The sequence below is a fragment of the Streptomyces caeni genome, from assembly GCF_042678285.1.
Classification (GTDB): Bacteria; Actinomycetota; Actinomycetes; order Streptomycetales; family Streptomycetaceae; genus Streptomyces; species Streptomyces caeni.
In genome coordinates, this window is sequence record NZ_JBHUDX010000043.1 from 1 (window position 1) to 11,665 (window position 11,665).

The 11,665-nt window shown below is 71.7% G+C and carries 9 protein-coding genes; 5 read left to right on the top strand and 4 right to left on the bottom strand.

Annotated features, from left to right (window positions below):
- Positions 1 to 385 precede the first annotated feature (385 nt).
- On the top strand, positions 386 to 835 hold the full coding sequence (locus tag ACFSL4_RS15705) for a PTS sugar transporter subunit IIA (RefSeq protein ID WP_381082902.1): 450 nt from the start codon (positions 386 to 388) through the stop codon (positions 833 to 835).
- Between the two features lie 77 nt (positions 836 to 912).
- On the top strand, positions 913 to 2,583 hold the full coding sequence (gene ptsP, locus ACFSL4_RS15710; RefSeq protein ID WP_381082904.1) for a phosphoenolpyruvate--protein phosphotransferase: 1,671 nt from the start codon (positions 913 to 915) through the stop codon (positions 2,581 to 2,583).
- 91 nt (positions 2,584 to 2,674) lie between these two features.
- Here the strand turns inward: ptsP and ACFSL4_RS15715 are convergent, their stop codons facing one another.
- Together ACFSL4_RS15715 and ACFSL4_RS15720 are read right to left on the bottom strand one after the other, a co-directional pair.
- Positions 2,675 to 3,568, bottom strand: coding sequence for a hypothetical protein (locus tag ACFSL4_RS15715; RefSeq protein ID WP_381082906.1), 894 nt, complete (start codon positions 3,566 to 3,568; stop codon positions 2,675 to 2,677).
- Positions 3,569 to 3,637: 69 nt separating this feature from the next.
- Positions 3,638 to 5,605: an acetoacetate--CoA ligase gene (locus tag ACFSL4_RS15720; protein WP_381082908.1), complete on the bottom strand. Its 1,968-nt coding sequence runs from the start codon at positions 5,603 to 5,605 to the stop codon at positions 3,638 to 3,640.
- 212 nt (positions 5,606 to 5,817) lie between these two features.
- Here ACFSL4_RS15720 and ACFSL4_RS15725 point away from each other — a divergent pair, with 212 nt between their 5' ends.
- The gene (locus ACFSL4_RS15725; protein ID WP_381082910.1) at positions 5,818 to 8,184 is read left to right on the top strand and encodes a glycoside hydrolase family 31 protein; all 2,367 of its coding nucleotides are present in this window, start codon (positions 5,818 to 5,820) and stop codon (positions 8,182 to 8,184) included.
- 109 nt (positions 8,185 to 8,293) lie between these two features.
- Here the strand turns inward: ACFSL4_RS15725 and ACFSL4_RS15730 are convergent, their stop codons facing one another.
- Both ACFSL4_RS15730 and ACFSL4_RS15735 read right to left on the bottom strand, forming a co-directional pair.
- Positions 8,294 to 8,830: an NUDIX domain-containing protein gene (locus tag ACFSL4_RS15730; protein ID WP_381082912.1), complete on the bottom strand. Its 537-nt coding sequence runs from the start codon at positions 8,828 to 8,830 to the stop codon at positions 8,294 to 8,296.
- 47 nt (positions 8,831 to 8,877) lie between these two features.
- Entirely contained in the window at positions 8,878 to 9,687 is an 810-nt protein-coding gene (locus ACFSL4_RS15735; RefSeq protein WP_381082914.1) for a M15 family metallopeptidase, read from the bottom strand.
- 171 nt (positions 9,688 to 9,858) lie between these two features.
- On the opposite strand from ACFSL4_RS15735, the gene ACFSL4_RS15740 reads away from it, so the two are divergent.
- Positions 9,859 to 10,284: a Zn-ribbon domain-containing OB-fold protein gene (locus ACFSL4_RS15740; protein ID WP_381082926.1), complete on the top strand. Its 426-nt coding sequence runs from the start codon at positions 9,859 to 9,861 to the stop codon at positions 10,282 to 10,284.
- On the top strand, positions 10,281 to 11,471 hold the full coding sequence (locus tag ACFSL4_RS15745) for a lipid-transfer protein (RefSeq protein WP_381082916.1): 1,191 nt from the start codon (positions 10,281 to 10,283) through the stop codon (positions 11,469 to 11,471). Before ACFSL4_RS15740 ends, ACFSL4_RS15745 begins: the two co-directional genes overlap by 4 nt.
- The last annotated feature ends 194 nt before the right edge of the window (positions 11,472 to 11,665 follow it).

The following is an 11,665-nucleotide window of genomic DNA, read 5'->3' on the forward strand; positions in this document are numbered from 1 at the left end:
GGACGCTTCCTTCGTACTCACCACGAGAACCAGTCTCACGGCTTTCCTCCGGGCGCTTCCCTTCGGTGTTCCAAACTCTATCAGTGTTTTTCCCTGTCTCCGAACCACCCGCCTGCGGACATGCAGACAGGGACCCCGAGATAGGATCCGACAAGTTTGGTGCTGCCAGGCAATGATGCTTGGTCGCATCGCTCGGCCTCAAGCAGGGGTACGACTGTACACGCGGCCATCGAGCACTGCAAATCAGCTGTGTCGCGTCGCCAGGCCGCCAACCCCTACAACTCATGCGGAACCCGCACTTCATATGACATACCCTGCTGCCCAGTGCGCCGTCCGGGACAAGCAGTGACGGCCACATCTGAACTCCACCCCTGGGAGGCTTCCCATGACCACTGTGACGTCACCCCTCGCAGGACGCGCGATCGGACTGTCCGCGGTGCCCGACCCGGTCTTCTCGGGGGCGATGGTCGGGCCCGGTGTGGCGGTCGACCCCGTGCGTGAGCCCTCCGAGGCCGTCTCCCCCGTGGACGGGGTCATCGTCTCGCTGCATCCGCACGCCTTCGTCGTGGTGGATGCCGACGGTCATGGCGTGCTGACCCATCTGGGCATTGACACCGTGCAGCTCAACGGTGAGGGGTTCGAGCTGCTCGTCACCAAGGGGGACACCGTCACCCGTGGTCAGGCCGTCGTGCGCTGGAACCCCACCGCGGTCGAGCTGGCGGGCAAGTCGCCGGTGTGCCCGGTGGTGGCGCTGGAGGCCACGGCCGACTCCCTCTCCGGTCTGCGCGAGGACGGCGATGTGAAGGCGGGCGACCAGCTCTTCGCCTGGAGCTGACGTCATCGCCGTACTGCACGGCAATCGGACAACCATCGCGGTGGCGGGACCCGCCGCACGAATCGGAGACGGGTGAGATGGAGACAACGCTGCGAGGCGTCGGTGTGAGCCACGGGGTGGCGATCGGCGAAGTTCGGCACATGGGGACGGCGGTGCTCGAGCCCCCGGCGAAGCAGATCCCCGCGGAGGAGGCGGAGCGCGAACAGGGGCGCGCCCGCAAGGCCGTGGATGCCGTGGCGGCGGATCTGACGGCGCGCGGCAATCTGGCCGGTGGCGAGGCCCAGGCCGTCCTGGAGGCCCAGGCCCTGATGGCCCAGGACCCCGAGCTGATGGCGGACGTGGAACGCCGTATCGCCGTCGGCAGCACCGCCGAACGGGCGGTGTACGACGCGTTCGCCGCGTACCGTGAGCTGCTCGCGGCCGCCGGGGAGTACCTCGCGGGTCGTGTGGCCGACCTCGACGACGTCCGGAACCGTATCGTCGCCCGCCTCCTCGGGGTGCCGATGCCGGGCGTTCCGGACAGCGAGGAACCGTACGTGCTCGTGGCGCGGGACCTCGCACCCGCGGACACGGCGCTGCTGGACCCGTCGCTGGTCCTCGGGTTCGTCACCGAGGAGGGCGGACCGACCAGCCACAGCGCGATCCTGGCTCGGGCCCTCGGTGTTCCGGCCGTCGTGGCGCTGCCGGGCGCCGGCGAGCTGGCCGAGGGCACGGTGATCGCCGTCGACGGAAGCACGGGCGAGATATTCGTGAACCCGAGCGACGAGAAGAAGGAGCGGCTCCAGGCCGCGGCGGCCGAGCGCAGGGCCGCCCTTGCAGCCTCGACCGGGCCGGGGGCCACCGCCGACGGCCACCGGGTGCCGTTGCTGGCGAACGTGGGGGGTCCCGGCGACGTTCCGGCCGCTGTCGAGGCCGGTGCCGAGGGTGTCGGGCTGTTCCGTACGGAGTTCCTTTTCCTGGACGACAGCACGAGGGCGCCGTCCGAGGAGAAGCAGATCAAGGCGTACCGGGAGGTTCTGGAGGCCTTCCCGGAGGGCCGCGTGGTCGTGCGGGTGCTGGACGCGGGCGCGGACAAGCCGCTGGACTTCCTCACCCCCGCGGACGAGCCCAACCCCGCGCTGGGTGTGCGCGGCCTGCGGACGCTTCTGGACCACCCCGAGGTGCTGCGTACGCAACTGACCGCGCTGGCGAAGGCCGCGGAGGGGCTGCCGGTCTACCTTGAGGTGATGGCGCCGATGGTCGCCGACCGCACCGATGCGAAGGCGTTCGCCGACGCCTGCCGGCAGGCCGGGCTGCGGGCGAAGTTCGGCGCCATGGTGGAGATCCCCTCGGCCGCGCTGCGGGCGCGCTCGATCCTGCAGGAGGTCGAGTTCCTGTCGCTGGGGACCAATGACCTCGCGCAGTACACGTTCGCCGCCGACCGTCAGGTTGGTGCCGTGTCGCGCCTGCAGGATCCGTGGCAGCCGGCGCTGCTCGACCTGGTCGCGCTGTCCGCCGAGGCGGCGCAGGCCGAGGGCAAGGGCTGCGGAGTCTGCGGCGAGGCGGCTTCGGACCCGCTGCTGGCGTGTGTGCTGACCGGTCTGGGTGTCACCTCCTTGTCGATGGGCGCGGCATCGATTCCCTACGTCCGGGCCGCGCTGGCCAAGTACACGCTGGCGCAGTGCGAGCGTGCGGCGGCGGCCGCGCGTGCCGCCGACACCGCCGACGACGCGCGCACGGCGGCTCAGGCGGTGCTGTCCGGGGAGTAGCCGGAGGCGTGGCCGTGCGACGAGGGGCGCTCCACCCGTGGGTGGGGCGCCCTTGGTTCGTCCGGGCTCCCTCGGGTTCGGGAGGCGTGCCTCAATGGGTGTGGTCGGTCGGTTGCGGGTCGTCCCCGAGGTCGGGTGGTGCGCAGTAGTCGACGCCGGATTCCGGGGCCACGAGGTCACCGGACTCGATGTCGGTGCAGTAGGCGTCGAAGACCTCGGCCGCGCTGAGCGGTTCCAGTCGCCCTCTCCGCAGGCGCCATCCGTAGACCCGGTCCGTCGTGCCGGGTGCCGTGGTGCGCATGACGAGGCCACCGGCACAGTCGGTGGCGATGCCCAGGGCGAGGACGGTGGTGAATTCGAGGGCGTCGGTCTCGTCGAGACGGGTCACGCCACCGGTGTCCGCGTCGGCGTTGAGCACCGCGACGAGTGTCTGCGGTGCCGCCGAGACGCTGCACACGAGGTGGAGGTGGCCGGGGCTCGCCGTGTCGAGGACGCGGGTGAGGAGACGGTGGGCGTGTGCGAAGGCGCCGCGTCCGATGTCCTCGCCGCAGGAGGCGCAGTCTCCGAGGTGGGCGAGGACTGCCGTCGCGTACTGCCAGGTGGACTGGCGGACGGCTTCGTCGAGCAGGTCCGGGACGAGTTCGGCCAGGGGCTGTCCCTCGTAGGGGACGGTGGGTCCCGTGGCGGCCAGTCCCGCCGTGAAGCGGGCGCGGCTGGCCGGCGCGTCGGGTTCCAGGCCGTTGTCGGCGCAGAACTGTGCGTACTGCTCCGGGTCGAAGAGGGCCACCGTGGTGTGGCCGCCCTCTGCGGCCAGGGACCTGAGCAGGTCCTCCACCTGCCGGAGGTACGTGGTGTGGTCGTGGAAGGTGAAGGTGCGGTAGCGCCGCATCGCGGTGAAGTCGTGCTCGTCGGTCAGCAGGCCGATGGTTCCCGCGATTTCGCGGCGCAGGACGCGTCGCATGGTCGAGTGCTCGGTGTGCGGCATGATTCCCCCTACGGAAGGTCGATCTATGCTCACTCACCGTAATCGGCGGCACTGACAGTGCCGCCGGGGTCAGCCGCGCTTGCGCGCCAGGTCCTCGTAGAAGTGGAGCAGGTCGAGGTTGTCGATGGAGCCGGGGTTGACGGCCTTCTCCAGCGGGGTGCCCTGGAGGAGGCGCTTGACGGGGACCTCGATGCGCTTGCCGGTGAGGGTGTGAGGGATGCCCGGGACCTCGATGATCTCGTCGGGAACATGGCGCGGTGAGAGCTGGTCCCGGATGGTCTGCTTGATGCGGGTGAGGAGGGCGTCGTCCAGGACGGCCCCGGGTACGAGGTGGACGAAGAGGGGCATCCAGTAGCCGCCGTCTGACTGCTCGATGCCGATGACGAGGGATTCCTTGATCTCGGGCAGGCGCTCGACGGCCTCGTAGATGTCGGCCGAGCCCATACGGACGCCCTGCCGGTTGAGGGTGGAGTCGGAGCGGCCGTGGATGACCACGGAGCCGCGGGAGGTGAGGGTGATCCAGTCGCCGTGGCGCCAGACGTCCGGATACATGTCGAAGTAGCTGTCGTGGTACCGGCTGCCGTCGGGGTCGTTCCAGAAGCGGATCGGCATCGAGGGCATCGGGTTGGTGACGACCAGCTCGCCCACCTCGTCGGTGAGGGGCTTCCCGGCCGGGTCCCAGGACTGCAGGTCGGTGCCGAGACCGGGCGCCTGGAGTTCGCCGATGTACACGGGGAGGGTCGGTACCGCTCCCGCGAAGCAGGAGCACACGTCCGTGCCACCGCTGACCGAGGCGATCCACAGGTCGTCGCGGACCTCGTCGTGCAGCCAGCCGAAGCCGTCGGGCGGCAGCGGCGAGCCGGTCGTCGCCACGCACTGCACGCGTCCGAGGTCGTAGTCCCGTGCCGGGTGCACGCCCGCCTTGCGGCAGGCCATGACGTACGCGGCGGACGTGCCGAACAGGGTGGCCCCCGTGCGCTCGGCCACGCGCCACTGGGCGCCGGTGTCGGGGTGGCCGGGGCTGCCGTCGTAGAGGACGATCGTGGTTCCCGTCAGAAGGCCGGAGACGAGGAAGTTCCACATCATCCAGCCGGTGGACGTGTACCAGAAGAAGCGGTCCCCGGGGCCGAGGTCGCAGTGCAGACCGAGCTGCTTGAGGTGCTCGATCAGGATGCCGCCCTGGGACTGGACGATGGCCTTGGGCAGGCCGGTCGTGCCCGAGGAGTACAGCACCCACAGCGGATGGTCGAACGGAACCTGTTCGAAGACGGGCTCGACGTCCGCGGAGGTGAGGGCCGACCATTCCAGAGCGCCCTCGGGGGCGTCGGTGCCGAGGAGCGGGATGTGGACGACGGCGCGCAGGGTGGGCAGTTCGCGGCGCAGTTCGGCGACGGTCTCGCGGCGGTCGTGCTCCTTGCCCCCGTAGCGGTAGCCGTCGACCGTGAACAGGACGACGGGCTCGACCTGCTGGAAGCGGTCCAGGACGCTGCGGGCGCCGAAATCGGGTGCGCAGGAGGTCCACACGCCGCCGACGGCGGCCGTGGCGAGCAGGGCGACGACGGCCTGCGGGATGTTCGGGAGGTAGCCGCTGACGCGGTCCCCGGGGCGCACGCCGAGGGCGCGCAGCTCGGCGGCCAGGGAGCCGACCTGGCTGCGCAGCTCCGACCAGGTGACCGGGCGGGGCTCGTGGGTCTCGTCGACGGCCAGCAGGGCCGGTTCGCCGGCGCGGGTGGCCGCCGCGCGCAGGGCGTGTTCGGCGTAGTTGAGGGTCGCCCCGGGGAACCATTCGGCGCCCGGCATGGCGCGGCTGCCGAGGACGCGCGTGGGGGGTGTGGAGAACCGTACGTCGAACCACTCGGTGACGGCTTTCCAGAAGGTGTCCAGTTCGTCCACCGACCAGCGGTGCAGTGCCGCGTAGCCGCCCTCGGAGGGGGCTCCGTGGTGTTCGGCCGCCCAGGTCTGGAACCTGGTGATCTGCGCCCGGGCGATGCGGTCGGCATCGGGCTGCCAGAGCGGAGTGGCGTTCGCTGAGGTCATGGGGCGGCTCCCGGGCTGTACGCGTCGTGTGCGTGAGTCGCGCACGAGCGGGGTGTGCGCGTCACGCGGCTGACAGGGACGATGCCATGTGATCGACTTCTGCACCAGGGTGTGCCCCACATAGTCGGCATCGTGAAGATGTGCTCGTGCCATGGGTGAACGACAGTTGAACGGCGCCCCTGTGCGGGGACGTCAATGGCAGGGTGAGCAGCATGGACGGTCGTGACCTGGTGCGTTCGGTGAGGGCGGTCGGTTCGGGGGGTGCGGCACAGGGCGTGCGCATGGTGCGGGCCGCGTGGCGCAGAAGACGCGCCGACGCGACCGGGTTGCCGCGGCGGGGCGTGGAGCGGGCGCGGGTGCCCGGGCTCGTGCAGGGCGTGGAGCCCGGGCCGGGCGGTGGCGTCGTGCGATTCGCCCGGTCGGAACTGCGGATCATGGTCGCCGTGAACGGGGGCGTGTTCTGGGGCTGGGACGGGGCCGGGCCCGAACCGTCGTACGCGCTCGCCGGCTCCGGTCCCGAGCCGGATCCCCGGGCCGTGCTGGAGCCGGACAAGGACGGCGGCTGGCGGGTCGTGGCGGAACGCGTGACGGTCGTGGTGTCGCGGCACGGCGCGATCGAGGTCCAGACGCCCGGTGGGGTGACCCTGCGCCGTGATCTGCCGCCCCGCTGGTGGGAGCCGGCGGAGGGGGGCGGTGCACGCTGGATGCAGCGGTCCGAGGTGACACCGGACGCCCGGTTCTTCGGGCTCGGTGGGCGGGCGTCGGGGCCGCGGTTGCGTGACGGCACGTACCGGCTGTGGAACACGGACCCCGGACGTCCCTTCGGGCCCGGCGATGATCCGCTGTACATCACCATGCCGGTGCACCTGGTGGTCGCGGACGCGGCCACGCACCTGGTGTTCCACGACACCTCCTGGGACGGCACGGTGACCTTGCGGGAGGGTGAGGAGGGCGCGGGCTCCGGGCACGACCGGGCGGGCACCTGCGAGATACGGATGGACGGCGGGCCGCTGCGCTGCTGGGTGATGGTCGGCACTCCCGCGCGTGTGCTGCTGGTCTGGGCGTCGCTGACCGGGGCGGCCGCGCTGCCGCCGGCGTGGGCGCTGGGGTACCAGCACGCGCGGTGGGGTTTCGGCGGCGAGCAGGAGGTGCGGCGGATCGTCGCGGGCTACCAGGAGCGCGGCCTTCGGCTGGACGCCGTGCATCTGGACATCGACCACTACGACGGCCACCGGGTGTTCACGGTCGACCAGGACGCCTTCCCCAAGCTGCCGCTGCTCGCCGAGGAGCTGCGACGGGACGGGATCCGGCTTGTGTCGATCGTCGACCCGGCGGTCAAGGCCGAGCCGGGCGACGCCGTGTACGACGGCGGGCGTGCCGTGGACGCGTTCGTGCGGGACGCGACGGGGCGGGTCGTCGAAGGGGTCGTGTGGCCCGGTGAGGCGGTCTATCCGGACTTCACGGACGCGCGTGTGCGGCGGTGGTGGGGCGGGCTCTACGAGGAGCGTCTGGGGCAGGGCTTCGCGGGTTTCTGGCACGACATGAACGAGCCGGTGTCGTTCACTGCGTTCGGGGAGAACACCCTGCCCCGCTCGTCCCGGCACGTGCTGGAGGGGCGCGGCGGCGACCACAGGGAGGCCCACAACGTGTACGCGCTGTGCATGGCCCGGGCGGCGTACGAGGGGCTGCGGGAACTCGCCCCCGACGAGAGGCCGTTCCTCTTCTCCCGCTCCGGGTGGGCGGGGATGCAGCGGTACGGGGGGACGTGGTCGGGTGATGTGGCCACGGGCTGGCCCGGTCTGCGCGCCTCGCTGTCGCTGGTGATGGGGCTCGGGCTGTGCGGAGTGCCGTACTCGGGGCCGGACGTGGGCGGGTTCGACGGGAGTCCTTCGCCGGAACTGTATCTGCGCTGGTTCCAGCTCGCCTCGTACCTGCCGCTGTTCCGCACGCACGCGAGTCTGCGGGCCGGGCGCCGGGAGCCCTGGGAGTTCGGCGGCGACGTCCTGGAGCACGCGCGCGCGGCGCTCGCCGAGCGGCACCGTCTGCTGCCGTACTTCGTGACGCTGGCGCATCTGGCGCGGCGCACGGGCGCGCCCTATGTGCGGCCCCTGTGGTGGGGAGAACCCGATGACCGGCTCCTGAGGGACTGCGAGGACGCCTTCCTGCTGGGAGACGGCCTTCTGGTGGCACCGGTGCTGGATCCCGGAGCGGAGCGGCGGTCGGTGCCGCTGCCGAGGGGGCGGTGGTACGACACGGCGACCGAGAAGGCGTACGAAGGGCCGGGGCGGGTGCTGGTCGACGCGCCTTTGGCACGGATCCCGGTGCTGGCGCGGGCCGGTGCCGTCCTGCCGGTGCGCGGCCGGGGCGGGGGTCTGGAGCTGGAGGCGTGGGCGCCCGCACGGGGGCGGTCGGGCGAGGGGCTGGTGGTGCCGGCCATGGGCGACGGCTGGGACGAACCGGAGATCGAGCGGTACGTGACGCGGTGGAAGGGACGGCGTGTGGTGGTCCGGCGGGAGGGGGACGAGGGCCGGAGCGAGCCCGCTCGGCCGGTGCGTATACGGGGTCTCGGCCAGGGATGACGCGGTCGGTGCGGGGCCGTCCGGCGTATCGTCCTGGCGGCCCCGCGCGGGTGGCCGCCCTGGCCCCGGCCTGGCCGGCGGGACGGGCACAGGCGCCGTCCCGCCCCGGTCACACGTAGCGTCCGTCGAACCACCCCTGTACCGCCAGCGTGTGCAGGGGGAAGGCGAGTTCGGCGGGCCGCCGCAGCAGGTGCCACCCCTCGGTCTCGTCCGTGCACGCGGGCGGCGGGAGGTCGGCGGCCGGGCGCTCGGGGAGGAGCCCGAACAGCAGCAGGTGGCCGTCGGGCGAGCTCATCGCGTCGACGAGCCGCACATCGCGGCCGGCCGCGTCGATGCCGGTCTCCTCCTTGAGCTCACGCACGACGGCCTGCCGCCAGTCCTCCCGGTGTTCGATGAACCCTCCGGGAAGGGCGACGCCCCCGCGCGCGGGAGGGATGGTTCGTGTGATGACGACCAGGGCGGTGCCCTTGGTGTCGTACACCGGCTGGAGGGCCACCGCTACGGGCAGCGGGTTCCGGTAGGCCACGGTGCCGCAGGCGGCGCAGGCGCGGGGCCAGCTGGAAAGGCCCTCTCCATAGGGCGCTCCGCAGCTCGAACAATGGGAGCCCGGCACGGAGTCGGCGGATGGGAACGGGGATTCGGACACGTGCCGGACTGTATCCGATCACCTGTCCGGCGTCTTCCCGGGGAGGCTCAACGGGACGGCGCGAGCGATGCCGGGGACACCGGGAAGTCGAAGTAGGTGTCGGGGTACGGCTCCGGCTCGTAGGTGTAGTGCCACCACTCCTCGGCGAGGTTGACAAGGCCCAGCTTGTGCAGGGTGCCCTTCAGCAGCTCCCGGTTGGCGCGCTGCTCCCCGACGATCCGGGGGTTGTCGGTGTGGGCGAGGGTGTCGAAGCAGTCGAAGCCCGTGCCCATGTCCACGGAGTTGTCGGGGAAGCGCTGGTCCCTGGGCGCGTAGCAGGGCACGAGCGGCCGGCCCGGGACGTATGGCCGGGTCGGCCCGGCCGGGAGCCGCACGATCGTCAGGTCCATGGTGGAGCCGCGGCTGTGCCCTGACTTCTCCGCGATGTAACCGTCCGCGAACAGCCGGGTCTTGTCGACCTGCGGATAGAACTCGGTCTTCATCCTCTGGTCGTCGAGGTCCTTGGCCCAGCGCACGAAGTGGTCCACGGCTCGCTGCGGCCGGTAGCAGTCGTACACCTTGAGCGTGTAGCCCTGGCGCAGCAGCCTCGTCTGCGCCTTGTGCAGGGCCCGCGCCGCGGGGCGGGTGAGCATGCACAGCGGCTGCCGGTAGCCGTCGATGCGCCGTCCGACGAAGTTGTGCGGGGTGAAGTAGCGGATGTCCTGGAGGATCGTCGGGTCCACCGATCTGAGCGCGACGAAGTCCGCGGGAGCGCTGGGTCCGGGAGCGGCCTGGGCGGTGGCCGATGCGCATGTGACGGCCAGGAGCCCGGCCAGCGCGGTGACGATGCCTCGCATCGCGACGGAGAGTCGTGTCATGCCCTTTGCATTTACCAGTCGTCGGGGCGGCGGTGGAAGCGGTTCCCGGCGACGCCTGCCGATTCACCGGAACCCGTGGCAGACTGACTTTCTGACGTACCGTCAGTTAGTCGTCGGGTACAGCCGTCAGACATGACACCCGGAGGAACCATGTCGCGTGTCCGCATCCCCGTGGTGGCCGGATGGTTCGCCGGCGACGGGGACGACTTCCGCCTCGTCGGCACACGGTGTTCGGCGTGCGGGTCGGTGTTCTTTCCGCGTGAGGACCTCGCGTGCCGCAATCCCTCGTGCGGGCATGGCGATCTCACAGAAGTCCCCCTGTCCAAGCACGGACGTATCTGGTCGTACACCGACACTCGTTACCAGCCACCGTCACCCTATGTGACGAATCCGGAACTTCCGTGGCAGCCGTACGCGTTGATCGCGGTGGAGCTGGAAGCGGAGCGCATCGTGGTGCTCGGGCAGGCGGCCCCGGGCGTGACCGTCGCCGACCTGGCGGTGGGCATGGAGGTGGAGGCCGTCCCCGGGGTGCTGCACGAGGACGCGGAGACGACCTGGACGACATGGAACTGGCGGCCGACGGGGGTGGCGGCGTGACGGACGACGTGGCGGTGCTCGGCGCGGGCATGCACCCATGGGGCAAGTGGGGACACGGCTTCGTCGAGTACGGGACGGTGGCGGCACGGGCGGCGCTCGCCGACGCGGGGGTCGACTGGCGGGACGTCGGCTCGATCGTGGGAGCGGACACGGTGCGGGGCGGCTATCCCGGATATGTCGCGGGCTCGACGTTCGCCAAGGCGCTCGGCTGGCAGGGGGCGAGGGTCGCCAGCGTGTACGCGGCGTGCGCGTCGGGGGCCCAGGCCGTGGGCGCGGCGCGGGCACAGATCCTGGCGGGGCTCGCGGACGTCGTACTCGTGGTCGGGGCGGACTCGGCGCCCAAAGGGTTCTTCCGCCCGGCCGGCGGAGAACGGCCCGACGATCCGGACTGGCTGCGGTTCCGGGTCCTCGGGGCGACCAATCCGGCGTACTTCGGGCTGTACGCGCGCCGGCGGATGGCCGTCCACGGCGACACGCTGGACGACTTCACACAGGTCAAGGTGAAGAACGCCGCCCTGGGGGCGCTGAACCCCAACGCCCGCTACCGGGCGCGGGTCACCGCCGAGGAGGTCTCCGCCTCCGCGGTCGTTGCCGATCCCCTGCGGCTGCTCGACATCTGTGCGACGTCCGACGGCGGGGCGGCGCTCGTCCTGTCGAGCATGGACTTCGCGCGGCGGCACGGGGCGGCCGAGCCGGTGCGGATCCGGGCGGTGTCCACGGTGACACCGCGCTATCCCAACACGGTGCTGGATCTGCCCGACATCGCGACGGACTCGGCGTCCGCGGTGGAGCCGACGGGCGCGTCGTTTCGCGCGTCGATCGCCCGGACCGCGTACGAGGAGGCGGGGATCGGCCCCGATGACCTCTCCCTCGCCGAGGTGTACGACCTGTCCACCGCCCTGGAACTGCAGTGGTACGAGGACCTGGGGCTGTGCGGGGAAGGCGAGGCGGCGAAGTTGCTGCGGGACGGTGTCACGACCCTCGGTGGACGCATACCCGTCAATGTCAGCGGTGGACTGGCCTCGTTCGGGGAGGCCGTCCCGGCCCAGGCGATCGCCCAGGTGTGCGAGCTGACCTGGCAGTTGCGGGGGGATGCGGGCAACCGGCAGGTGGCCGGTGCCCGCGTCGGGATCACCGCGAACCAGGGGCTGTTCGGACATGGATCGGCGGTGATCGCGGTTCGGTGACGTGGGGGGACCGGCCGGCCACTGCGACAGCGGAGTCCGCCCTCCGCGCCGACCGCCGGCGCGGCCGGGCCGACGCCCGGTTCGGGGTCCGCCGGGCCTGGGCCCCGCGGGCCTGAAGGGGGCGCAGTCGCTGAGCGAAACGAGCCGGGTGCCGAGTCCGGGCCGGGCTCCGCCTCCGGCTCGGCGGGTCCGGC

Coding starts and splice junctions, on each gene's coding strand:
- ACFSL4_RS15720 (WP_381082908.1), bottom strand. CDS start 5,605: ATGACCTCAGCGAACGCCACTCCGCTCTGGCAGCCCGATGCCGACCGC.
- ptsP (WP_381082904.1), top strand. CDS start 913: ATGGAGACAACGCTGCGAGGCGTCGGTGTGAGCCACGGGGTGGCGATC.
- ACFSL4_RS15705 (WP_381082902.1), top strand. CDS start 386: ATGACCACTGTGACGTCACCCCTCGCAGGACGCGCGATCGGACTGTCC.
- ACFSL4_RS15715 (WP_381082906.1), bottom strand. CDS start 3,568: ATGCCGCACACCGAGCACTCGACCATGCGACGCGTCCTGCGCCGCGAA.
- ACFSL4_RS15725 (WP_381082910.1), top strand. CDS start 5,818: ATGGACGGTCGTGACCTGGTGCGTTCGGTGAGGGCGGTCGGTTCGGGG.
- ACFSL4_RS15735 (WP_381082914.1), bottom strand. CDS start 9,687: ATGACACGACTCTCCGTCGCGATGCGAGGCATCGTCACCGCGCTGGCC.